We start from the raw sequence: 21,156 nt of genomic DNA on the forward strand, positions 1-21,156 counted from the left end.
ACAGCGAGCGGATCGGATCACGACACACGAGACATGCTCGAGGACGAATCGCGAGAACGGACGGACTGGAGCCCACCGAGCCAGAGCACCGTCGCGATCGTCGCGATCGCGGCGCTGGTCGTCACGCTCGCGTTCGTGACGGCGTTCGACGTCGCCGTCGCGGAACGGGGGATCGGCGTCTTCGAGCCCCTGTCCCCACCGCTCGGAACCGCCCTCGCCGTCGCCGGCCTGATCACGCAGCTCGGCGACCCCTGGTTCCTGGTGCTGCTCGCCACGTTCGCCTACCTCGTCAACTCGGAGCGATCGTCCATCGACGAGCCGCGCGACGGCGCGTTCGTCCTCGCGGTGACGTTCGGGGCGTTCTCCCTGATCGACGTCCTCAAGAACGCCTTCGCCGCGCCCCGGCCGCCCGGCGCCGCGGAGGTGACGATCCCGACCTGGCTCCCGCCCGCCCTCGGCGGGACGTTCCGGAGCATCACGACCGGGACGGGGTACGCGTTCCCGAGCGGACACGCGATCGGTGCGACGGCCGTCTTCGCGGCGCTCGCGTACAAACTGAACGTCGGGTCCCGCGCCGCACGGTGGTCGGCCGCGGGGGCGGGGATCGTCCTCGTGATCGCCTCCCGGGTCGTCCTCGGCGTCCACTATCTCGTCGACGTGAGCGTCGGCGTACTCGCGGGACTCAGCCTGGTCGCCGTCGCCGCCGCCATCGGACATCGTCGACCGCTCCGCGTGTTCGCCCTCGGGGCGACCCTGGGCGTACTGGCGGTGATCGCGAGCGTGCTGTCCCCCGCCGGCGAAATATGGAGTGCGGGACAGTGGCTCGGTGCCTCCCTCGGTGCCGGGGTCGCCTGGTACGCCGTCCGGCCGTCCCACCACCTCGATCTCGTCGAGACGCTGATCGCCGGCGTACCCATCGCGATCATCTGGGTGGTCGTCTACACGACGTCACCCCCCCTGGTGATCACGATGCTCGGGACGGCGATCGCGGCGGGGCTGACGATCTTCGCGCCCACGGTGGCGGATCACCTGCGGGGGTGACCCGGGCGAGGACGCACTCGCGGGGAGACGAACACTTATCCGACGCATCCCCCTCGCCCCACCCATGCGGGCCGTAGTCGTGGGCGGCGGCGTCGTCGGCCTCGCGAGCGCGTACTACCTCGCCGAACGGGGCGTCGACGTCACGGTCCTCGAGAAGGACTCGATCGGAGGTGGGAGCACCGGGCGGGCGAACGGGGGCATCCGTGCCCAGTTCACCTCCGGCGTGAGCGTGGCGCTCTCGAAGCGGAGCATCGAGGTCTGGGAGCGCTTCGAGGAGGCGTTCGGGACCGACATCGACTACCGGCGGACGGGCTACCTCTTTCTCGCCCGGACGGACGAGACCGCCGATCGGTTCCGGGAGAACGTCGCCGTCCAGAACGACCTCGGCGTGGGGAGCGAGTACCTCCCGCCCGAGGAGGCGGGCGAGCGCTGTCCGGGGCTCTACACCGACCGCTACGTCGGCGCGACGTACGCCCCGACCGACGGGTTCGCGGACCCACACCTCGCGCTCCAGGGATTCTCGCGGGCCGCGACGGCCGCGGGCGTGACGGTCGAGACCGGCGTCGAGGTGACGGACGTCCGCACGGACGGCGGGGCGGTGGTCGGCGTCGAGACGACCGAGGGCTCTCGCGAGGCGGACTACGTGGTCAACACCGCCGGGCCGTGGGCGGCCCGCGTCGGCGAGATGGCCGGGCTCGACCTGCCGGTGTCCCCGCGCCGGCGACAGCTGCTCGTCACCGCCCCCGGGTCGCCGGTCCCCGCCGACGCTCCGATGACGGTCGACGTGGACGACGGCGTGCACTTCCGTCCCGAACGCGACGGGCGGGCGGTCGCCGGCGGGCACTTCACCGATCGGGATCCCGAGCAGGACCCCGACCGCTACCGGACGTCGAACGATCTCGACTGGGCGATCGAGACGCTCGAACACGCCGCCGGGGTCGCGGACTACTTCGGCCCGGACAGCGAGATCGTCCGGGGGTGGGCCGGGCTCTACGCGGTGACCCCCGACCACCATCCGATCGTCGAGGAGACGGTGCCGGGGTTCGTCAACGCGGTCGGGTTCTCGGGTCACGGGTTCATGCAGTCGCCCGCGACGGGCCAGGTCGTCGCCGAGCTCGTCGTCGACGGCGAGGCCAGCACCGTGGACGTCTCGGCGCTCACCGCCGACCGGTTCGAGCGCGGCGAGACCCTCCACGAGGGAACGGTCATCGACTGATACGGATTGTTGTAACGATTTACCGGCGATCACGGACTCCGTTCGAGTGATCGTCGGTAAAAGATTACAACGATCCGTATGAGCGGTGCGGCCGGGGCCGGTGCTCGCCTCCGCGTCCCCCACCGCCCACCGGATCGGCGGGCGACGACGGGACCGGACCGTCAACGGCTTAATACCCCGTGTGTTGCGTTGGCGCATGGACGCTGGCAGGGCTGCACGACTCGACCGGATCGGAACCGACGGACGCATCGTCAACATCCCGATGGACCACGGGATCACGATCGGCGCGACGGACGGGCTCAGGGACATCGAGGCGACCATCGACGCGGTGACACGAGCGGGAGCCGACTCCGTCCTCACACAGAAAGGGATCGCGCCGCGGGTCCACGCGAACAAAAACGACGCGGGCTACATCGTCCACTGCAACGCCTCGACGACGATCGGCCCGGACGCCAACGACAAGCGCCTCACCTGTACCGCCGAGGAGGCGGTCCGGGCGGGCGCGGACGCCGTCTCGCTCCACCTGAACGTCGGGAGCGACCACGAGCCACGGCAGATCGAGGACCTCGCCGAACTCACGGAGGCGGCCCACCGGTTCGGCCTCCCGGTGCTGGCGATGACGTACGCCCGTGGACCGGGCGTCGTCGAGGACGACGCGGAGTCGCTCGCACACGCGGTCAGGCTCGGCGAGGAGCTCGGTGCCGACGTGGTGAAGACGGCCTACAGCGGCGACAGCGAGAGCTTCGAGCGCGTCACGGCGGCCACGGCGTGTCCGGTCATCGTCGCCGGCGGCTCCCCCCGGTCGAACGGGGCGATGCTTGAACAGGTCCGGGGGGCGATGGACGCCGGGGCCGCCGGCGTCTCGATGGGGCGCTCGGCGTTCCAGCACGAGGATCCGGAGGCGTTCGTCGGTGCCGTCGCCCGAATCGTCCACGAGGACGCGCCGGTCGAGTCGGCCCTCGACGACCTCGAGACCGCGCTCGCCGACGGCTGAGCGGCGTCGACGAGCCCGCGAGCGTCCGCTTGCCGTCGTTCTCGCCGAGCCTCGTCACCTCGGCGCGATGTCCGGACACCGTTCGATAGTGCAATATCTGTAGCGGTGTCGACGTAGCGCCGAACGGCTCCGGTCCCGGGCTCCACCCTCACGACGACCGACGGAGTCCCGGGGCGGGATCACGGAAACACTGACCCGACGAGCCGACGAAGAGTAGAACGAGGGAACGCGGAGTCGAGTAGTCGCGTCTCCGTGGGTGCTTTGTGCCGGTGTGTGTATGCCCACCCATGGCCCGGACGTGGTCCCGGCGCTCGCGCTGGTGGCTCGTAATCGTCGCCGCGCTCGTGATGGGGACGGCCGGTATCTACCAGTTCGGGTGGTCCTCACTCCGGCCGGCGCTCGGGACGCGCGCCGGCGTCACCGAGACCGCGCTCGGGACGGCCTTCACACTGTTCGTGGTCCTCCAGACGATCGCGCAGTTCCCGGCCGGCTGGGTTCGCGACCGCTACGGACCCCGAACGCCGCTCCTGTTCGGGGCAGCCTGCATGACGGCCGGGTTCGTGGGCCTGGGGCTCGCCCGATCTACGCTCGGGGTCTACGCCGCCTACGCCGTCGGCGGGGTCGGCGTCGCCGCCGCCTACACCGTCACGGTCAACACGGCGGTGAAGTGGTTCACGGACCGTCGGGGACTGGCGACGAGCGTCGTCACCATGTCGTTCAGCGGCGTGAGCGTGCTCGCCATCCCCGTGATCCGGACGGGCGCGGCGTCGGCGTTCGGGCGGACGATGCTGGGGCTGGGTGTCCTGATCGGCGCGGTGGCGGTGCTCGGGGCGGTCGTCCTGCGCGACCCTGGCGAGGTCGAAGACGAGGGGGACGAGTCGGCGGACGGACCGGTGTACACCTGGCGCGAGACGGTCCGGACGTGGCAGTTCTGGCTGCTGTACGTGGTGTTCGCCGTCCTGAACGGCGTCGGACTGATGGTGATCGGCAAGGCCGTCGCCTACGTGTCGGCCCTGTCCCTGCCGCCCCACGTGGGCACCGCGAGCGCCTCGCTGATCGCGCTCGGCGATGCCGCCGGTATCGCGGTGGTGGGGACCCTCTCGGACTACCTCGGGCGCGTCCGTTCGCTGTCGGTCTCGCTCGTGCTGAGCGGCCTGTCGCTCGGCGGGGCGGTCCTCCTGGGCGAGACCGGGTTCGCGTGGGGGTTCGTCGCGCTCGTCGCGGCCACCGTGTTCTTTCGGAGCCCCTCGTTCGCCATCGTACCCGGCATCGTCGGGGCGTACTACGGCCGATCACACTCCTCGGAGAACTACGCCGCGCTCTACACCGCGAAGCTGTTCGGCGGCGTCTTCGGCGGGGTCGTCGCGAGCGCCCTCGTCGTCCTGATCGGGTGGTCGGCGTCGTTCGCACTCGGCGGCGGTCTGCTCCTCCTCGCCGGTGTCGCGCTCGCGTTCCTCCGGCCGGTCCGACCGTCGTCCGGTGATCGGTGCGATCGGGGGCGGTGACACGACGTTCCACCATCTGTGTCCCGTCGCCGCCCCCGATACTCCCGACTCCCGGGACGCCCTCGGGTTGCCGAAGCCACCCGACCGTAACGGTCTCGGACGGGTATCACGTGGATCGCCGGATCCGGACCCGTCCCTCCGCGAACGAAGTGGCACGACGGCGGGTCGTGATCGTCGGTGGCTGAGCGGTGGATCCCGATGCCCAGACACCCGGACCGGAACGGCGTCCCGATCCACGGCCGCTATATCCGCACGCCGCTGGGGATCGGGGCCCCGTCGTTTCGCCGAGGGCCGTCGGTCCGTGCGGCGTTCAGGACTCGATACGATCCACGAGATCGTCGGTGAGCGACTCCGCCTCCGTGCCGTCCTCGGCGGCGTAGCGGGGGACCAGCACGCTCTCGACGAGCCACGTCTCGGCGTCGAGCCGTCCCTTCCGGACGTCACACCCATCGCCGATCACCCCCCGCGCCACCTCGGCGTCCCCGGGGGACGTCCGTAGCTGCGCGAACGACTCCTTCGGACGGACCCTGACGTGGTAGAAGTGGTCGGTCGTCTGGACGAGCTCGGGTCGCGGTTCCGGCTCCGGCCGCGGCCCCTCGTCCGCTCCGACACTGGTTGCCATATCTTCCGCACACCCCCTTCGCCGATAGCGCTGTGCCTTTCTCTGGCAAGGGTCACGGTCCGTTCGAGATCTCCTCCCCACGTCGGGACCGGAAGCCGGCTGACGGAAGGCGGTTCGATATCCCGGCAGGAGGGGACTGCGTGTCTCACACTGGCATACGATCCGCCGGTGGGAGGAGGTCGGGGACGCGACAACGACCGAACCCGGTCCCCCGGACGACCATCCCGAACACGAGGAACCCGATCGTCCGAGGAGGCCGGTGCCGGCCCCGTCGAACGTCGTCGACCGCTGAACGAGCGTCGAGACGGAACCGCCCACCGGATCACCGCCGGGCGAGGTCGCCCCGCTCGCGGAGTGCGGGCGCATCGTGCCGACGATCGGTATCCCCGGTGGGGGTCCCGGCCGGGGCGAGGAGCGGAGGTCCACCGTCCGTGAGCCGCGAGTCCCACCCCCGGGTGGTCGGCGATACCGCAGGTGCAAGGCCACACTGTATATCCGGTGCGGGCGTATGGACGTGTATGACCTCGAAAAACGGTCTCTCAGATCTACTGGGGAAGGTTGGAGTCGTGACGACGCTGCTCGACGCCGTGATGGAGTTCTCGCGCGGCCGGAAGGCGAGCGGCCTGCTCCTGCTGATCGCCGCCGCGCTCTCCTCCCGTGTCCGGGGGGTCGGGTTCGTCGTGTCGGCCGCCCTCCGCCTCTACCGGCGACTGGGGTCCGGCCGGTCGGTGTAGAGGGACTCCTCCGACTTCCACCGTCGGGGGCGTTCGGTCACCCCGCCGGCGTCCCGGTGGTCCCCCGTGCCAGTAGAGCGAACGTAATGAGTGGGCATCCCCTGGCCCGCGTGTCGGGTCGTACCGCCGGTCGCCGTCGGGAGTGGGGAGCCGCGGGCGGACCGGTCGATTCATGCATCCGTAATACACCACATGGCAGGAACGATGTCCGAGTCCGGTCGCACGCGGATCTACTGGTGGCTGTTCACCGTCGCGCTCGCGGCGATCGTCGCGGTGGTCCTGTTCGGGTTCGTCGGGGCGCTGGTGTTGGGACTGTTCGTCTACTACGCGACCCGACCGATCTACGCCCGGATCGAGGCACGGACCCCCTCGCGGACCCTCGCCGCGGGGCTCGCCCTGACGCTGATCGCGCTCCCGGTGATCGTGCTGGTGATCTACACGGTCGGCGCTGCGGTCGCGGAGCTACGCGCCCTCGTCGGCACGGGGATCACCGCCTACGAGAGCGTCCTCGGGCCGTATCTCGATCTCTCGGCGCTGACGACCGGTCCCGACGGCCTGTTCGCCCTCATTAACGAGGAGTCGCTGGGCCTCGAGTCGCTCGGCGATCCGGACACGATACAGCGGATCCTCGGCACGGTCGGCGGCTACGCCCAGGCGTTCGTCTTCGCGCTCCTCCAGGCGTTCGTCGCGCTGATCGTGGCGTTCTACCTGCTCCGGGACGACCACCGGCTGGCGGGCTGGTTCCGCTCGGCGATCAGCGGGCCCGACAGCGCGGTCGGGGCGTACCTCACCGCCGTCGACCGTGACCTCCAGACGATCTACTTCGGGAACATCCTCAACGCGTTCGTGGTGGCGATCGCCTCGGCAATCTCGTTCAACGCGCTCAACCTGATCGCGCCGACCGGCCTCGCCATCCCCGCGCCGACGCTCCTCGGCCTGCTGACCGGGGCGGCGAGCCTGGTCCCGGTCGTCGGGATGAAGATCGTCTACATCCCCGTCGGGGCGTATCTCACCGGCCTCGCCGTCGTGAACGACACGAGCCTCCTCTGGTTCCCCCTCGCGTTCGTCCTGATCTCGCTCGTCGTCGTCGACGGCCTGACGGAGATCCTCCTGCGGCCGTACATCTCCGGGCGGGACCTCCACGTCGGGCTGGTGCTGTTCGCGTACATCCTCGGGCCGGTGGTCTTCGGCTGGTACGGGCTGTTCCTCGGGCCGCTGCTGCTCGTCCTCGTGGTCCACCTCGCCCGGATCGTCCTCCCCGAACTCGTCCGCGGCGAGTCGCCGACCCCCGACGCGATCGGCACCGATCCCATCCCTGACTCACAGCCGCGAGACCGGGACGGGCCATCCCGTCCCGCGACGGAGGCGAACGGGTCGGACGAGTCGGAGGCGGTGGACGCTCCCGAGTGGCCGAAGGGAGACGGCGGGCACGACGGACGGGGGCGACCGGACGAGGCCGAAGGGCCGGCCGACCCGGCCGACTCGGACGACACGGGCGGATCGGGGACGGGAGCGGACGGCCCCGGGGACCGCTCACCGTAGCGCGTCACCCGCGCTACGCTCGTGTGGCCACTCGACCCTTGCGCCGGCAACGCACGGGGCTTTCCGAGCGGACCTCTCCCGTCTCGTATGGACCGTCCCGTCTCGTCCTTCCGGGGCGCCACCGCGACGGCGCGGGCGATCGTCCGGGAGGTGCGACGGGAGAACGTCTCGCTGCTCGCGGCGAGCATCGCGTACAGCGCCTTCGCCTCGCTGCTCCCGTTGCTCGCGATCCTGCTGTTCGTCACGCTGGCGATCGGCCGCGAGACGCTCGCCGAGCGGGTCGTCGAACTCACCGAGGGGGTGCTGGTCCCGACGGCACAGGGGGTGCTCGCCGAGGCGCTCGTCAACGCCTCGGCCCGAGCGGGCGCGTCACTGGTGGCGCGGTGACCCTCCTGTGGGGGACGCTCAAGGTCTTCCGCGGGCTCGACGTCGCGTTCTCGGAGATCTACGAGACGACCGGGGAGGACTCGTTCCTCGACCAGCTGAAGGACAGCTTCGTGGTGTTCGTCGCGCTCGCGTTCGCGGTCGTCATGGCCGTCGCCGCCGGCGTGGTCTTCGCGATCTTCGAGGACCACCCGTTCGTCGGGCTCCCCAACCCGCTCCTGCTCGTCCTCGGGCTCTCGGTCTCCTTCTTCCCCATCTACTACGTCTTTCCCGACCTCGACCTCTCGGTCCGCGAGGTCGTCCCCGGTGTCCTCACCGCGGCGGTCGGCTGGACGGCCCTCCAGACCCTGTTCCAGCTCTACGTCGTACTGGTCGACGGACGCGAGGTCTACGTCGTCCTCGGCGGCATCCTCCTCCTGCTGACGTGGCTCTACCTCGGCGGCTTCCTCCTGCTCCTCGGCGGCGTGGTGAACGCGGTGATCGCCGGGCGCGACGGGACGGACGGGTCGCCCCCGGACGGGATCCCCCGGGGTGATCCGGCGGGGGCAGAGGGGTCGGTCCCCACCGCCGAGTACGAGCGGCTGCGGGAGCGACACGAACGACTGCAGCGCGAGCACGCCGAACTCGTGAACGGTAGCGGACCGGGTGCGAGTGCCCCGCCCGGCGAGGAACGCCCGGCGCGCGAGGAGGAGTAGGACCTGTCGAGCGCCCCGGGACGCTCACCGGCGTGGTGTGCGGACGGGGGCGGCGTGGATCTCGCGTTCTCTCCTTTCGCGCTGTCGGACAGTTTACCACGGTTGAGGGTGTAGGACGGGTCGATGTCTGCCCGATCCGGGTTCCTCTCCTATCGTACGGCGAACGCCGCCGTCGGGTGGTTGGTGGTCGTGGTCCTCGCGGTGGTGGCGGTCGAACGCGCCGTCGCGGGCGAGCTACTGTGGAGCGCGATGGTGGTCGCGGTGATCGCCGTCGCGCTCGTCCCGCCCGTGATGGCGCGACGGCCCACGGAGATGCTCTCGTGGGAGGTGCTGGTCCTCTCCGCGCTCCCGGCTATCCTCGGGCTGTTCGGCGTCCTCGGGGAGACGGTCGCGTACCTCTCGGTCGCGGCGCTCGCGCTCGCCATCGTGGCCGAGCTCGACGCCTTCACCGGCGTCGAGATGACGCCCGACTTCACGATCGTGTTCGTCGTCGTGGTGACGATGGCGGTCGCCGGTCTCTGGACCATCGGCCGGTACTTCTCCGACGCCTACCTGGGGACGACCCTCGTCGCCGACGCGAACGCGGCGATGTGGGATCTCGTGGCCGCCACCGCCATCGGCCTGCTCGCGGGTCTCCTCTTCGAGCTGTACTTCCACCGGCTCAGCCCGCGTGATCGCATCGACCACGACCTCTGGGAGGAACTCCGGTGACCTTCCTCGCCGTCCTCCGTCCCCGGTCGCGGGCCGAACTCCTCGCCCGCGGGCTACAGGTCCTCCTCCTCGTGCTGATCGGCTACGGTGCCGTCGTCGGAAGCTGGGGTCTGGTCGTCAACGGACTGCTCGCCGTTCCGGTCGTCCTCGTCCCCGACCTGCTGGAGTGGCGGTACGACTACCACGTCGACTCGCGGGTCTCCCTCTGGATCACGATCGCCGCGGGCGTCCACGCGGTCGGGTTCCTCGGGCCGTACAGCGTCCAGTCGGGGCTGCTGGGGTGGTACGACCGGGTAGCTCACTCGATATCCGCCGGGTTCGTCGCCGGCGTCGGCTACGCGCTGATCGTGGCCCTCGACCGGGGGTCGGCCCGGATCGAGTTCCCCGAGGAGTTCCGGTTCGTCTTCACCCTCTGTTTCATCCTGGCGTTCGGCGTCGCCTGGGAGCTCGTCGAGTTCGCGGCCGGCGGCCTCGCAACGATCCTCGGCATGGAGGCGGCGCTCGTCCAGTACGGTCTCGACGATATCGTCTACGACCTCCTGTTCAACACGCTCGCCGCCGCCGTCGTCGCCCTCTTGGGGACGCACTACTTCCGCGATCTCACCACTATCGCTCTCCGGTCGCGGGACTCCTGACATCGGCGTCACGGCGCGGGCCGGGATCTCCCCTCTCCCGGTCTCGCCCCGCGGGCCGAACGCCGGTGTCGTCCCGACGCCCGACTCCGTGACACGCGTCTTCCGTCGTTCGTTCCCGCTTGCTTCGATGCACCTGCCCGGCCGACGCCCGACCCGGACTCCGAGCACGTCCTGCTCGGAGACCGCCGTCCGAGGTCCCCTCCCGGACGCGACCGCCGGTCCTGCAAGCCCGGCGCTTTTGTCCCTCTGTGGGCTACCCCATCCGTCGATGAGCCTCCTCTCCACGCTGATGGAGTACTATCCGTACGTCTTCCACCCGGCCATCACGATCGGTGTCGGTGCTCTCGTCCTGATCCACCACGAGTGGACCCGACAGGGAGCGGATCGCTCGACGCTCTATCGCCGCGTCGGCGGGTTCCTGGGTGCGGGGGTCCTCTCACTCGTCCCCTCGCTCGCCTACATGCTCGTCACCGGCCAGGGGCCCATGGAGACGATGTCGGGGAACGCCTGGCAGGTCGACGCGCTGGTCGCCGGCGGGATCGGTGTCGCCGCGGCCGTGACCTGGCTCCTCTGGTGGCGGTACGACTGGGGCTCGCTCGTTCCCACCTACATGCAGACGCTCATCGTCGTCACGGTCCCCTACATCGCGCTCTCGCCGGTCTGGAACTTCTCCGGTCACGTGACCATGTCGCTGATGCCCGTGCTCTTCCTCGTCCTCGTGGACCGGAAGTTCTGGCCGCTGCTCCTCGTCCCCCTCGTGATGGTCCCGAACCGGATCTACGTCGACGCCCACACCTGGGCACAGGCCATCGGGGCGTTCGTCATTACGGGCGCCCTCGTGGTCGGAGTCTACTGGTACCGGAACGACGGCTCGCTCCGGCCGGCGTCCGCCGAGTCGACCCCGCTGGGCCCGCAGGGTGGCCGACCCGCAGGACAGGGGAGACGGAACCAGTGATCCCCCGAAAACTGCCGAAGCCCCCGGAGACGGTACCGGCCCCGGGCAGCCCGCCCGGGGAGGTCCGCGCCCGTTCCGACGACTGGGCGATTTATACCCCGCGGTCGGGTACGCCGCCCGTGGCTCCACACCAGCCGACGCGGCCGGGGAGCTGGACGCCCGGATCCCCTTGTGACACGAACACGACGTCCGATGAGCCGTCGGGACCGCCCGGATCGGGTCGAGGGAAGCGCCCCGGGGATGATTCGCGGTCCCGGCTCGCCCCTCTCGTGCCGACACCGGAGGGTTCGGGCGATGAGTGACGACGGCGACGGCGACTCCGGGTCCGACATCGGGACCGACAACACGATGCGTGCGCGGGCCGGGGAGCAGGGCCCCGCGCTCTGGGTCCTGCTCGACGCCAACCGGTTCGCCGTGCTCGCGGTCCTGGCCGCGGCGGTCTTCGTCTCGTTCGTCGCGTTCGGCGTGCTGGCCGACCCGCCGCTGCGATCGAGGCTCACGTCGGCGGACACCCTCGAGACCGTCTTCTCGACGATGATCAGCGTCCTCGTCACGGGTACGACCCTGGTCGTCACCATCGGACAGATCATCCTCTCCCAGGAGAACGGGCCGCTGGGCGACCAGCGCAAGCGGATGAGCGACGCGATGGACGTCCGCACCTACACGACTGAACTCCTCGGCAGCACGGCCCCGGCCGACCCGTCGGCGTTCCTCCGGGAGGTCGTCCTGGAGACCGAGCGGCGGGCGGCGGCTCTCCGGCGTCTCGTCTCGGAGAACGATAATGAGGACCTCCGCGAGCAGGTCGACGAGTTCGTCGACAGCCTCCAGGGCAACGCCGAGACGGTCGCCGAACAGCTCGACGGCGCACAGTTCGGGACCTACGACGTCCTCTCGGCGGCGCTCGACTACAACTACTCCTGGAAGGTCTACCACGTCGACCGGATGGCCGACGAGTTCGATGACAGCCTCGACGAGGCCGAGCGGACGGCGTTCGACGAACTGAAGACCGCGCTGACGATGTTCGGTCCGGCCCGCGAGCACGTCAAGACGCTCTACTTCCAGTGGGCGCTCGTCGACCTCTCCCAGTACATCCTCTACGCCGCGGTCCCGGCGCTCATCGTGGCCGGCCTCATGCTCACGTTCGTCGGCGCGAAGTCGTTCCCCGGGACGACGCTCGGCCTCGACAACCTCCTGCTCGTCACCTCCGGGGCGTTCACCCTCACCACCGTGCCGTTCCTGCTGTTCACGTCGTACATCCTGCGCATCGCGACGGTGGCGAAGCGGACGCTCGCCATCGATCCGCTGATCCTCCGGGACTCACAGCGGTAAACGGGAACGGGGATCCCGTCCGCACCGCCCCCGTCCCCGGCCGTTCGGCCCCACGCTACCGATCCCCGTGTGTGCCGGTCGCGGTCGTCCGGTCGGCCCGGCACCGTCAGTCGCGACGGGCGGCCGAGTCCAGTCCAGTGAGGTCGGGTGCGCCCCCGTCTCGCTACGTGAGCGAGAAGGGGCCCGCGCTCGCGGTCCGTCGGGCGACCGTCGCCAGCCGGAGCATGTAGGACGTGAGGATGAGGTAGGGGGCGAGCGAGATCGTGAACGTGATCGCGACGAAGAGGAGCAGCGGCGAGATGCCGGGGATCCCCATCTGCGGGAAGAGCTCGGCGTTGATGGCGAGGATGGCCCCCGCGTTGAAGAGGATGGCCGGGAGCGAGACCACCAGGAGCGTCCGGGAGAGCTGGGCGACCTCGTTGCTGTAGTAGAGCGTCTTGAAGTACTCCTTCCCGATGGCGAACAGCTCGAACGCCTGGACGAGTTCGTCCAGGCGATCCCCGAACGATTCGGACATGTTGCCCCCGTAGCTGGTCTTGAGCGCCCGCGAGCGGTCGAGGTGGTCGCCGTAGTCGACGTCGAGGCCGAGCCAGAGGACGCCGAACTCCGCGCCGGTCGCGCTCTCGAACGACCCGCCCAGCCGCTCGACCGTCCCCGTCACCTCCTCGATGTACTCCTCGATCTCCTCGGCGACCTCCTCGTCGGTCCCGTCGGATACCTCTTTGAGCGCCTCCGCCCGGTCGTGGATGACCTCGCCCATCACCTCGAGGAAGGACGCCGGATCGGTCGGACTCACCTCCCGGTCGGTCATCTCCCCGATCTGCTGGCGGTACTCCATGATCCCCTCGATGCGTTCCTCCTGGGTCTCGATGGAGGTGATGTCGTACGAGAGGACGATCGAGTTGATCGAGATGACGATGGAGACGAGCAGGATGATGCCGCTCAGGAGGGTGTTGAGGATCGTCTGGACGGCCGGCGTCTCCGTGAGGAGCCGTTGCATCTCGAACGTCCAGATCGTCCCCATCGCCACGAGCGCGGCGAAGACCCCCGTGAGCAGGGCCCCCGCGACCGCGTTCCGGTTCGCCTCCAGCAGGACCCACCGGACGACCCACGGCCGCCCGCCTGCCGTGGGGACCGGGAACCACTCCCGCCAACCCCGTATCGCATCGGACGCGCTCACGGCTGGACGGTCGTTCTCGACGGCCGCTCGCGCGGACCCCCGCTCTCGATGGATCGGTCGTTTCCGACCGCCGAACGATCCGACACGACCGGAACCCGGCGGACCGGAGCACGGTCCGCCTGGCCTGCGGTTCGCCGAGACGTGACCCCGATATCGCCGCTCCGGCCGTCCCGCTCCCGTCGATAGCCGCGTTCTCCGGCCTCTCGAATCCCTCCGCGTCCGCGACGGTACGTCCGCCGACGTCGGTCGTCGTCGTCCCGATCGGGAGCTCGACGACGACCGCGTCGCGAGCCTATCGCTGTCATGTCCGTGCTAGGGGCGTTTTAGGGCCTAAGATAAGGGCTTTCTGTGGCAAGCCCCGGTTCCTCCCCTCCGGAGGTTGGATCCGGCTCTCTCGACTCCCCGGGATCAGTCGGCGACCGTCTCGAAGGGGAAACTCCGGTCGGCGAAGGTCACCTCGTACCGGGAGGGACCGAGACGAACGCACCCGGAACGGGACCGGAGTGTCGGTTCCTCTCGGAATCGGTGGAGGCCGGATCTCGTCGGCGGGGACCTCGCTCACCTCACCCTCCTTGGAGGGATCGGTGTCCTCGTCGGCGTCCTCCCGGCCCAGCTCCACCTCGATCAGATCGAACGTGTCCGGGTTCGGGTCGACGTCGGCCGTCCCGTGACGGACCGCGGTGACCGTCCCGACCCTGTCGCCGTCGGCGTTCACGACGTGCTTTCCGACGTCTTTGTCCGTGTATGACATTTTTGCCATGGGGTCCCCGGGGTCGTTCGAGGGTATATCGGTTCTCCAGGCCCCGGCAAGTACGATATCTCGTTCGTCGTCCCGTCCAGCATCGGCGTCCCGATCGGACGTCTGCTCGGTCGGCGGTCGGGTCCGTGGCACCACCCCGCGTCGTGACACTACCACGCGGTAGAACGTGGGGGAGGACAGTCGCCGGGCGCGGTCGCCGGCACGGGTACTCGGAACGCTCTCCCCGGGCGCTGCCGACTCGTCCGGCCCCGTCGAACGACCCGGCACGGGCCGGGCCAAACCCTATGATCCGAGTCGTACTTTCCATGACCGTGACTACCGATCAGAACGACGACAGCCGGGAGCAGGGCGTGGAGTTCGGCTCGCTCGCCGAGGAACTGGAGGAGGAGGCGTACCCCATCGGCAAGGAGGAGCTGCTCGACACCTACGGCGACGAGGAGATCGTCCTCGAGGACGACACCCAGACGCTCCGGGAAGTCCTCGAGCCGCTCGGCGAGGACGAGTTCGAGTCGGCCGACGACGTCAGGCAGAGCGTCATGACCATGGTCGGCGACGAGGCCGTCGGCCGGAAGAACTACTCCGACCGCGGGGGCGAGACGGACTCGCCCGAGAGCGACGAGGAGTCGGTATAACTGGCCGCTCTCCGGCGGGCGCGAAAGAAAGGTGGGGTTCTACTCAGTCGTCGGCCGGCGCGACCGTCGGCTCCTCCGGTTCGGGCTCGTCGTCGGCGCTCTCGGTCCCGAACTCGGGCCCGTCGGCGTCCTCGCTCGTCGCTTCTCGGAGTCGTTCGACGTCGTACTGGCCTATCTCATGGTGACACATAGGGGAGTTCCCCTCCGTGGTACGCTATGGCGTGACAGTACAAGAAACCACGGACGGCCCGTCGGCGTGTGCGAACCGGTCACTAAAGCGGACGCATGAGTGTACGGAGGTGTTTACTCCCCTCCGGATCGAAACCGAGCAGGGTCCCCGGACCCCGGAGAACGAATGCCCTCCAACACGAGAGCCGTAGCGGTCGCGCTGGCGACGGTGCTGCTTCTGGCACCGGTCGTCGGCGCGGCTTCCGTCCAGTCGAACGGGTTCGTCGCCCTCAGCGGCGACAGCACCAGTACGCTCCCCGCACCCGCCGCGCAGGCGGACAACGGGAGCGAGGCCAACTACACCCGCCTCTACGTCGAGGATGGCTACCGCCGCGTCGAACTGAAGCCGGGTGAGAGCGAGACGTTCAACGTCACCGTCGAGAACGGCGAGGAGAGCTCGATCGAGATCACGCCCGGGCTGTTCGTCCCGAAGGTCGGCGACCGGCCCGTCGAAGCGGGCTGGGTCACCGTCGAGCCCGGGCAGACGACGCTCGAACCCGACGCCGAACGGACCGTCACCGTCTCCGTCGAGGTCCCCGACGACGCCGAGCTCGGCGACTACCGGGGCGCGGTCCAGTTCACCGACGAGACGATCCAGTATCCCGGTCGGCCGCCCCGACCGGTCCACGCGGCCTCGTTCAGCGTCCAGGTCTACCGCGACCCGACGGTGTTCGTCCTGCCGCTCGACCACGGGTACGCGCAGGTCGAGGCCGGCGAGACCTACACTCGATCGGTCCGCATCAACAACACGGGTGATCAGGCGGTGCCGCTCGATCCGACCCTGAACCTCCGCGATCAGGGTCCGCCGCGGCCGAACTCGCGGTCGGTCGACCGGTCGTGGTTCACCATCGATGCCCCCTCGCAGGTGCCCGCCGGCGAGTCGGTGACCGTCGACGTGACCGTCGAGGTACCCGAGGAGGCGAGTCGCGGCGACTACGACGCCGAACTGAGCCTCGGCCTGCGGGACCCGGCGCGTAGCGACCGCAACGACTACTGGCAGCGAATGCACCTGCGCTTCCAGGTGTGGGAGCAGCCCGAGGAGCCCTTCCGGAAGGCGTTCGACGTCTCCGAGGGGACCGATTCGGTGGTCGTCAAGCTCTCGGCGAGCGACCGCCGGAACGCGGACGACGCGCCGGCGAACTTCGACGTCGCGTTCGTCGGTCCCGACGGGGAGACCGTCGAGGCCGAGCGGGTCGAGACGACCAACCGCGGCTACGTCGACCTGAGCGGCGACCAGCGGCGGTACCGCTACGCCAGCGCCGACGGGGCCGCGGCGAGTGGCTCGGCCTCGGCGTACGCCGACCAGCGCGGCGAGCGGGTCCTCACCTACCGCCTCGACGCGCCCGACGAGGGCGAGTGGACGCTCCGGGTGATGCCACGCGACACCGTCGGCTTCCGGTACGAGATCGTTCGGAACCAGTCGATCGGCGAGGGCGGGGAAGCGACCGTGACGCCAGCTCCCGGAACCGAGACGACGGACTGACCTACGACCCCTCCTTCCGCGCTTCCCTGAGGTAGTCGGGGTGGTCGAACGGTTCGGCCTCCCCCTCGACCGCGATCACGTCGAGGTGGGTCACCGTCGCGCCCACCCCTAGCAGACCGGCGAGCGACGGCTCGGTCCGACCGCCGTCCCCGCTGACGAGCTCCTTCACGTAGAGGCCGCCCTCGCCGTGGACCTCGAGTTCGGCGCGGTCCGGCTCGGTGAGCCCGCCGGTCATCGAGAGGACCGTCCGCTCGCGGACCAGGTCGGCCCGGCGGTGCGAGACGCGCTCGGGCGTCCGCTGTTCGATCGTCGCGCCGTCGAGCCGCTCGACCGCCTCCGCGAGCGCCGACTCGCTCACCGGCTCGTCGAAGGTCACGTCCATCCGGTAGGTCTTGCTCGCGTCGAGCTCCTTCACCCGCTCGACCATCTCGTAGGTGGCGTAGCGAAGCCCCTCGACCTCGATCCGGCCCTCCCGGAGTTCGTTCACCTCGTCCTCGAGTTCGGCGAGGTCGAGGTCGCGCCGCCGCGGGCTCTTCACCTCGAGGACGAACGACCGGCCGGTCCCGAGCATCAGCGCGTCGACGTCCTCCCTCCCCGCGCCGTGGAACACCCCCTCCGTACCACGGTGAGCGCTCACGAGCGTCGGCGCGACCAGCTCCTCGACGCTCGTCTCGAACTTCTCCCAGTGGGTCTGCGGGATGCCGCGCTCGAGCTTGCGATACCGACCGAAGATCGAGATCGAGTTGCGCTGGACCCCCACCTCGTCGGCGTCGAGGTCGAGTAGCAGTTGCACGTCCGGGCGGTCGAAGTCGACCTCCGTTCCCGTCTCGGCACCGATCCGCCGGCCGACCTCGCGGTTCACCTCCGATTTGAGTTCCTCGCCGGCGTCCGGTGGGAGGCCGGCCTCCTCGCGGAGCAGTTCGTCGTTCTCCTCGACCAGCGGCGGGACGCGCGTCCCGACCTGGTAGGTGAAGAACTCGGTACCCGAGAGCGCCTCGACCGCCCGTGCCGCGAGGCCGTCGTAGCGCGAGGTGATCCCCTCGCAGACCCAGCAGTCGGGGCCGGCACCGGGCTCGAAGTCCGCGTCGTCGTCGAGCGCGAGGGTCACGCGGAGGGCGTGGCCCCGCTCGTCGTTGCGCAGCCCGAAGCTCCGGTCGGCGAAGGGCCGCCCGAGGCAGGCGTCACACAGCGGGCCGGCCCCGAGGAGCGCCCGTGCCGTCGCGAGGAGGTCGGCGTCGAGGTCGGGTTCGGCGTCCGCGTCCGTGTTCATGCACGGGAGTCGGAAGCCTCGCCCATGTCTCCTTCGGGTTCGGCGGTCAGGAGCGGAGCGTACACTCGGAGTGCGGGCGATCGGCGTCGTCGCGCGAGAAGGGTCTCAGCCGCCCCCGCCGGCGACGCCGCTCCCGATGGCGGCCCCGCAGTCGTTACACGCGACGACGTAGAACCGCTTGGACGACCGGAAGATCCCCGCCATCTTGGCGTCCAGGTCGACGAACTCGACGTCCGATTCCTCGGCAATCTCTCCGTCACACTCCGGGCAGTGTACCATGCCGTCCGAGACGATTCCGCGACCCGGTAAGTGTCTTCCCGACGCTCAAAACCGCCCTGTACCCTCCGTGTGCTCCACCTCCGCCGCTGGGCCACCGGGGCGTTCGAGCCGTGGCCGGGCGTACGAAGGCGATCCGTGTCCGGTCGCTCAGAACTGTCGCTCGAACTCCACCGGTTCGGAGACGGTGTAGTAGGGCCCGCCGAGCCGACCCACGGTCGGGAGTTTCCGCTGGTCGACCTTCCCGTCGGTGATGACCGCCTCGGAGACGTGGAAGTGCCGTACCTCGCCGAGGACCATCAGCCGGTCGAACACCTCGTGGGTGTCGTGGAGCGTACACTCCATCGTCACGGGGGCGGCGGCGACCCTCGGCGCGTCGATGGTGGTACAGTCGGCCCGCTCGAGTTCGGCGAGGTCGAACTCGCTCTCCTCCGGCGGGAGGCTCGCGGAGGTGTGATCCATCGCCTCCATCAGCGGCTCGGTGACGACGTTCACGGCGAACTCGCCGGTGTCGACCGCGTTCCGCGCCGTGTCCTTGAGCCCGCCGTTGGCCTCGTTGGGCGAGTGGAACGTTACTACTGGTTGGCTCGAGGAGACGTAGTTGTAGGAACTGAACGGGGCGAGGTTGTCGACCCTGTCCTCGCTCACCGTCGATATCCAGGCGATCGGGCGGGGGGTGACCGCGCTCTTGACGATCCGTGCGATCTCGCGGTCGGTCAGCGACTCGGCGTCGTACTCCACCATGTACCGCGCCGGTTCCCCCCCTCGCGGTATGTACCCTTCGGCGAGGGACGCCTATCGCTCGCGCCCGACGTCGACCTCGAACCCCTCCGCGTCGGCCAGACGGGTGAGTTCCTCCTCGGCGCGGCGTATCTCACGGCGGATCGCCTCGCGGTCTTCGAAGTTCGCCGTCCGCTCGCGCATCCGCAGGAACCGCAGCCGCGTGGCGATCCGCCCGGCGCGCTCCCGGGGGCTCCGCTCGGCATCCCCGACCGGCTCGTCACCGGGATCGCCGCGACCGTCCTCGCTCATGAGTGGTTCTGCGGGTGCGGGGAACCTGTCCCTTCGGGTTCCGGTCCCCTGGGGACTTTTATCGGAGACCGCCCTCCGACGGTCCATGACACGGCTGGAGACGCCGGCGGACGTCGAGGTGGCGGCGGTCGTCGGGGCCGGCGAAATGGGACGCGGCATCGCCGCGGTGCAGGCGCTCGCGGGACGGGAGGTCAGACTCTTCGACGTCGACCAGGAGCAGCTCTCGAACGCGATGGAGCACGTCGAGTGGTCGGTCGGCAAGGCCGTCGAGAAGGGCCAGGTCGACGAAGGCGAGCAGGAGGCGGCGCTCTCGCGGCTCTCGACGGCCGACTCGGTAGCCGACGCCGTTTCGGGTGCCGACTTCGTCACCGAGGCGGTCGTGGAGCGACAGGCGGTCAAGGAGTCCGTCTTCGAGGACCTCGACGAGCACGCCCCCGAAGGCGCGATCCTGGCGACCAACACGTCGGGGCTGAACGTCACGAAGCTGGCCGAGACGACCGACCGGCCCGGACTGGTCTGTGGGACCCACTGGTTCAATCCGCCGATGCTGATGGAGCTCGTCGAGGTGATCGAGACCGAGCACCTCGATCCCGACGTGGGCGACCTGATGATGGCGTACGTCGAGGCCATCGGGAAGACGCCCATCCGGTGTCGGAAGGACGTCCCCTCGTTCATCGTCAACCGGTGTTTCCGGCCGTACGGTGAGGCCGCCGCGTGGCTCGCCTACTACGGCGAGGCCGAGAAGGAGGCGGTCGACTCCGCCATGAAGTACCGCGAGGACTTCCCGATGGGGCCGTTCGAGCTCGCCGACTTCACCGGCGGCATCCAGCTCCGCGTGGAGGGCGAGCAGGATCACCTGGAGGACGACCGGCTGCTCGCCTACGACACGCGGGTCTGCCCGCTGCTCCACGAGCTCTACGAGGAGGGCCACTACGGCCGGAAATCGGGGCGAGGATACTACGACTACGCCGAGCGCGAGGAGCCGTACGTCCCCGCGACGGCGGGGAGGGAGTTCGACCCGATGCGCGTCTGGGCCCCGGTGATCAACGAGGCGGCGAAGATGGTCCAGCACGACGTGGCGACCGTCGAGGACGTCGACACGGGGATGAAGCTCGGCGGAAACTGGCCGGTCGGCCCGTTCGAGAAGGCCGACGAGGTGGGCGCGAAGACCGTCGTCCGTTACTGCGTCGAGTGGTCGGAACGCCACGACCCGTTCAACAAGGCCATGGAGACGCTGCCGTGTGACCTGCTGGTCGAGACGGCGAAGGCCGGAGCGCGGTTCCGGTGACGGAGCCCGAGAGGGAGAAGGAGACGAGCCGGGAGTTCGACCCCACAGAGCGGGGCCTCGGGTGGACCTACCGGACGCTCACCAGCGTCGTCGTCCCGCGGCCGATCGGCTGGATCTCGACGACCAGTGCGGAGGGCGTCGACAACCTCGCGCCGTACTCCTTCTTCAACGTGGCGACGACCGACCCCCCGACGGTGCTGTTCTCGCCCGGGCGGCGCTCGCACGCCGAGGACGGCCGGACGGATACGGCGCGGAACGTCCGCGACACCGGGGAGTTCGTCGTCAACCTCGTCACGGGCGAGTTCGCCGAGGCGATGAACGAGACGTCGGCGACGCTCGACCCCGACGAGAGCGAGTTCGACCACGCCGGGCTCGAACGCGCCGCCTCGACGGTCGTGACCCCGCCGCGAGTGGCGGGTGTCGCGGCCGCCATGGAGTGTGAGCTCCACGAGATACAGGCGATCGGACGACACGAACTCGTCCTCGGCGAGGTCGTCCGGTTCCACCTCGCCGACCGGCTGCTGACCGACGACGATCGAGTCGACGTGACCGAGGTCGACGCGGTTGGCCGGCTCGCCGCGAGCTGGTACGACTGGACCGACGACAGGTTCGAGATGGAGCGCCCGGATTAACACGTCGACACC

The 21,156-nt window shown here is 69.7% G+C and carries 24 protein-coding genes; 16 read left to right on the plus strand and 8 right to left on the minus strand.

Annotation, left to right across the window (positions count from 1 at the left end):
* Positions 1-33: 33 nt before the first annotated feature.
* The 4 genes from WDJ58_RS19170 (at position 34) to WDJ58_RS19185 (ending at position 4,756) form a co-directional block, all read left to right on the plus strand.
* The gene (locus WDJ58_RS19170) at positions 34-1,041 is read left to right on the plus strand and encodes a phosphatase PAP2 family protein (RefSeq protein WP_338914906.1); all 1,008 of its coding nucleotides are present in this window, start codon (positions 34-36) and stop codon (positions 1,039-1,041) included.
* Between the two features lie 64 nt (positions 1,042-1,105).
* Entirely contained in the window at positions 1,106-2,257 is a 1,152-nt protein-coding gene (locus tag WDJ58_RS19175) for an NAD(P)/FAD-dependent oxidoreductase (protein WP_338914908.1), read from the plus strand.
* 196 nt (positions 2,258-2,453) lie between these two features.
* Positions 2,454-3,251, plus strand: coding sequence for a 2-amino-3,7-dideoxy-D-threo-hept-6-ulosonate synthase (locus tag WDJ58_RS19180; protein WP_338914909.1), 798 nt, complete (start codon positions 2,454-2,456; stop codon positions 3,249-3,251).
* Positions 3,252-3,538: 287 nt separating this feature from the next.
* Complete coding sequence (locus WDJ58_RS19185) at positions 3,539-4,756, plus strand: MFS transporter (protein WP_338914910.1); 1,218 nt, start codon at positions 3,539-3,541, stop codon at positions 4,754-4,756.
* Positions 4,757-5,066: 310 nt separating this feature from the next.
* Here WDJ58_RS19185 and WDJ58_RS19190 read toward each other — a convergent pair whose 3' ends face one another.
* Positions 5,067-5,378, minus strand: a complete 312-nt coding sequence (locus WDJ58_RS19190; protein ID WP_338914911.1) for a hypothetical protein — start codon at positions 5,376-5,378, stop codon at positions 5,067-5,069.
* A gap of 518 nt (positions 5,379-5,896) precedes the next feature.
* On the opposite strand from WDJ58_RS19190, the gene WDJ58_RS19195 reads away from it, so the two are divergent.
* The 8 genes from WDJ58_RS19195 (at position 5,897) to WDJ58_RS19230 (ending at position 12,363) form a co-directional block, all read left to right on the plus strand.
* Entirely contained in the window at positions 5,897-6,112 is a 216-nt protein-coding gene (locus tag WDJ58_RS19195) for a hypothetical protein (protein ID WP_338914912.1), read from the plus strand.
* A gap of 204 nt (positions 6,113-6,316) precedes the next feature.
* Positions 6,317-7,654: an AI-2E family transporter gene (locus tag WDJ58_RS19200; protein ID WP_338914913.1), complete on the plus strand. Its 1,338-nt coding sequence runs from the start codon at positions 6,317-6,319 to the stop codon at positions 7,652-7,654.
* An 87-nt stretch (positions 7,655-7,741) separates the two neighbouring features.
* On the plus strand, positions 7,742-8,041 hold the full coding sequence (locus WDJ58_RS19205; RefSeq protein WP_338914914.1) for a hypothetical protein: 300 nt from the start codon (positions 7,742-7,744) through the stop codon (positions 8,039-8,041).
* Positions 8,038-8,733 carry a YhjD/YihY/BrkB family envelope integrity protein gene (locus WDJ58_RS19210; protein ID WP_338914915.1) on the plus strand — a complete coding sequence of 232 codons (696 nt, stop codon included), beginning with the start codon at positions 8,038-8,040 and terminating at the stop codon, positions 8,731-8,733. The genes WDJ58_RS19205 and WDJ58_RS19210 overlap by 4 nt, the downstream gene beginning before the upstream one ends.
* Before the next feature lie 123 nt (positions 8,734-8,856).
* Positions 8,857-9,444, plus strand: coding sequence for a hypothetical protein (locus tag WDJ58_RS19215; protein ID WP_338914916.1), 588 nt, complete (start codon positions 8,857-8,859; stop codon positions 9,442-9,444).
* Positions 9,441-10,079, plus strand: a complete 639-nt coding sequence (locus WDJ58_RS19220) for a hypothetical protein (RefSeq protein WP_338914917.1) — start codon at positions 9,441-9,443, stop codon at positions 10,077-10,079. Before WDJ58_RS19215 ends, WDJ58_RS19220 begins: the two co-directional genes overlap by 4 nt.
* Before the next feature lie 268 nt (positions 10,080-10,347).
* Entirely contained in the window at positions 10,348-11,034 is a 687-nt protein-coding gene (locus tag WDJ58_RS19225) for a phosphoesterase (RefSeq protein WP_338914918.1), read from the plus strand.
* A gap of 294 nt (positions 11,035-11,328) precedes the next feature.
* Positions 11,329-12,363: a hypothetical protein gene (locus WDJ58_RS19230; RefSeq protein WP_338914919.1), complete on the plus strand. Its 1,035-nt coding sequence runs from the start codon at positions 11,329-11,331 to the stop codon at positions 12,361-12,363.
* A 163-nt stretch (positions 12,364-12,526) separates the two neighbouring features.
* On the opposite strand, the gene WDJ58_RS19235 is transcribed toward WDJ58_RS19230, so the two are convergent.
* Complete coding sequence (locus tag WDJ58_RS19235; protein WP_338914920.1) at positions 12,527-13,543, minus strand: hypothetical protein; 1,017 nt, start codon at positions 13,541-13,543, stop codon at positions 12,527-12,529.
* Positions 13,544-13,844: 301 nt separating this feature from the next.
* Positions 13,845-14,303 carry a hypothetical protein gene (locus tag WDJ58_RS19240; protein ID WP_338914921.1) on the minus strand — a complete coding sequence of 153 codons (459 nt, stop codon included), beginning with the start codon at positions 14,301-14,303 and terminating at the stop codon, positions 13,845-13,847.
* A 305-nt stretch (positions 14,304-14,608) separates the two neighbouring features.
* Here WDJ58_RS19240 and WDJ58_RS19245 point away from each other — a divergent pair, with 305 nt between their 5' ends.
* Positions 14,609-14,935 carry a DUF5789 family protein gene (locus tag WDJ58_RS19245; protein WP_380661270.1) on the plus strand — a complete coding sequence of 109 codons (327 nt, stop codon included), beginning with the start codon at positions 14,609-14,611 and terminating at the stop codon, positions 14,933-14,935.
* Between the two features lie 43 nt (positions 14,936-14,978).
* Here the strand turns inward: WDJ58_RS19245 and WDJ58_RS19250 are convergent, their stop codons facing one another.
* Complete coding sequence (locus WDJ58_RS19250) at positions 14,979-15,125, minus strand: hypothetical protein (RefSeq protein WP_338914923.1); 147 nt, start codon at positions 15,123-15,125, stop codon at positions 14,979-14,981.
* A 165-nt stretch (positions 15,126-15,290) separates the two neighbouring features.
* Here WDJ58_RS19250 and WDJ58_RS19255 point away from each other — a divergent pair, with 165 nt between their 5' ends.
* On the plus strand, positions 15,291-16,646 hold the full coding sequence (locus WDJ58_RS19255) for a hypothetical protein (protein WP_338914924.1): 1,356 nt from the start codon (positions 15,291-15,293) through the stop codon (positions 16,644-16,646).
* Between the two features lies 1 nt (position 16,647).
* Here WDJ58_RS19255 and WDJ58_RS19260 read toward each other — a convergent pair whose 3' ends face one another.
* From WDJ58_RS19260 to WDJ58_RS19275, 4 genes are all read right to left on the minus strand, one after another.
* The gene (locus WDJ58_RS19260) at positions 16,648-17,916 is read right to left on the minus strand and encodes a tRNA pseudouridine(54/55) synthase Pus10 (protein ID WP_338914925.1); all 1,269 of its coding nucleotides are present in this window, start codon (positions 17,914-17,916) and stop codon (positions 16,648-16,650) included.
* A 105-nt stretch (positions 17,917-18,021) separates the two neighbouring features.
* Positions 18,022-18,195, minus strand: coding sequence for a hypothetical protein (locus tag WDJ58_RS19265; protein WP_338914926.1), 174 nt, complete (start codon positions 18,193-18,195; stop codon positions 18,022-18,024).
* Positions 18,196-18,342: 147 nt separating this feature from the next.
* Positions 18,343-18,936 carry a flavin reductase family protein gene (locus WDJ58_RS19270; RefSeq protein WP_338914927.1) on the minus strand — a complete coding sequence of 198 codons (594 nt, stop codon included), beginning with the start codon at positions 18,934-18,936 and terminating at the stop codon, positions 18,343-18,345.
* A 51-nt stretch (positions 18,937-18,987) separates the two neighbouring features.
* Positions 18,988-19,224 carry a hypothetical protein gene (locus tag WDJ58_RS19275; RefSeq protein ID WP_338914928.1) on the minus strand — a complete coding sequence of 79 codons (237 nt, stop codon included), beginning with the start codon at positions 19,222-19,224 and terminating at the stop codon, positions 18,988-18,990.
* A gap of 85 nt (positions 19,225-19,309) precedes the next feature.
* On the opposite strand from WDJ58_RS19275, the gene WDJ58_RS19280 reads away from it, so the two are divergent.
* Both WDJ58_RS19280 and WDJ58_RS19285 read left to right on the plus strand, forming a co-directional pair.
* Positions 19,310-20,512, plus strand: coding sequence for a 3-hydroxyacyl-CoA dehydrogenase (locus WDJ58_RS19280; RefSeq protein ID WP_338914929.1), 1,203 nt, complete (start codon positions 19,310-19,312; stop codon positions 20,510-20,512).
* Entirely contained in the window at positions 20,509-21,144 is a 636-nt protein-coding gene (locus WDJ58_RS19285) for a flavin reductase family protein (RefSeq protein ID WP_338914930.1), read from the plus strand. Before WDJ58_RS19280 ends, WDJ58_RS19285 begins: the two co-directional genes overlap by 4 nt.
* Positions 21,145-21,156 lie beyond the last annotated feature (12 nt).

Source organism: Salinirubellus litoreus (genome assembly GCF_037335815.1).
GTDB lineage: Archaea > Halobacteriota > Halobacteria > Halobacteriales > Haloarculaceae > Salinirubellus > Salinirubellus litoreus.

What these genes read in the sequence shown, in the direction of transcription:
- WDJ58_RS19200 (WP_338914913.1), top strand. Translation starts at nt 6,317, where the DNA reads ATGTCCGAGTCCGGTCGCACGCGGATCTACTGGTGGCTGTTCACCGTC.
- WDJ58_RS19195 (WP_338914912.1), top strand. Translation starts at nt 5,897, where the DNA reads ATGACCTCGAAAAACGGTCTCTCAGATCTACTGGGGAAGGTTGGAGTC.
- WDJ58_RS19280 (WP_338914929.1), top strand. Translation starts at nt 19,310, where the DNA reads ATGACACGGCTGGAGACGCCGGCGGACGTCGAGGTGGCGGCGGTCGTC.
- WDJ58_RS19250 (WP_338914923.1), bottom strand. Translation starts at nt 15,125, where the DNA reads ATGTGTCACCATGAGATAGGCCAGTACGACGTCGAACGACTCCGAGAA.
- WDJ58_RS19265 (WP_338914926.1), bottom strand. Translation starts at nt 18,195, where the DNA reads ATGGTACACTGCCCGGAGTGTGACGGAGAGATTGCCGAGGAATCGGAC.
- WDJ58_RS19275 (WP_338914928.1), bottom strand. Translation starts at nt 19,224, where the DNA reads ATGAGCGAGGACGGTCGCGGCGATCCCGGTGACGAGCCGGTCGGGGAT.
- WDJ58_RS19240 (WP_338914921.1), bottom strand. Translation starts at nt 14,303, where the DNA reads ATGGCAAAAATGTCATACACGGACAAAGACGTCGGAAAGCACGTCGTG.
- WDJ58_RS19270 (WP_338914927.1), bottom strand. Translation starts at nt 18,936, where the DNA reads ATGGTGGAGTACGACGCCGAGTCGCTGACCGACCGCGAGATCGCACGG.
- WDJ58_RS19230 (WP_338914919.1), top strand. Translation starts at nt 11,329, where the DNA reads ATGAGTGACGACGGCGACGGCGACTCCGGGTCCGACATCGGGACCGAC.
- WDJ58_RS19260 (WP_338914925.1), bottom strand. Translation starts at nt 17,916, where the DNA reads ATGAACACGGACGCGGACGCCGAACCCGACCTCGACGCCGACCTCCTC.
- WDJ58_RS19175 (WP_338914908.1), top strand. Translation starts at nt 1,106, where the DNA reads ATGCGGGCCGTAGTCGTGGGCGGCGGCGTCGTCGGCCTCGCGAGCGCG.
- WDJ58_RS19190 (WP_338914911.1), bottom strand. Translation starts at nt 5,378, where the DNA reads ATGGCAACCAGTGTCGGAGCGGACGAGGGGCCGCGGCCGGAGCCGGAA.
- WDJ58_RS19185 (WP_338914910.1), top strand. Translation starts at nt 3,539, where the DNA reads ATGGCCCGGACGTGGTCCCGGCGCTCGCGCTGGTGGCTCGTAATCGTC.
- WDJ58_RS19225 (WP_338914918.1), top strand. Translation starts at nt 10,348, where the DNA reads ATGAGCCTCCTCTCCACGCTGATGGAGTACTATCCGTACGTCTTCCAC.
- WDJ58_RS19180 (WP_338914909.1), top strand. Translation starts at nt 2,454, where the DNA reads ATGGACGCTGGCAGGGCTGCACGACTCGACCGGATCGGAACCGACGGA.
- WDJ58_RS19170 (WP_338914906.1), top strand. Translation starts at nt 34, where the DNA reads ATGCTCGAGGACGAATCGCGAGAACGGACGGACTGGAGCCCACCGAGC.
- WDJ58_RS19245 (WP_380661270.1), top strand. Translation starts at nt 14,609, where the DNA reads ATGACCGTGACTACCGATCAGAACGACGACAGCCGGGAGCAGGGCGTG.
- WDJ58_RS19215 (WP_338914916.1), top strand. Translation starts at nt 8,857, where the DNA reads ATGTCTGCCCGATCCGGGTTCCTCTCCTATCGTACGGCGAACGCCGCC.
- WDJ58_RS19255 (WP_338914924.1), top strand. Translation starts at nt 15,291, where the DNA reads ATGCCCTCCAACACGAGAGCCGTAGCGGTCGCGCTGGCGACGGTGCTG.
- WDJ58_RS19205 (WP_338914914.1), top strand. Translation starts at nt 7,742, where the DNA reads ATGGACCGTCCCGTCTCGTCCTTCCGGGGCGCCACCGCGACGGCGCGG.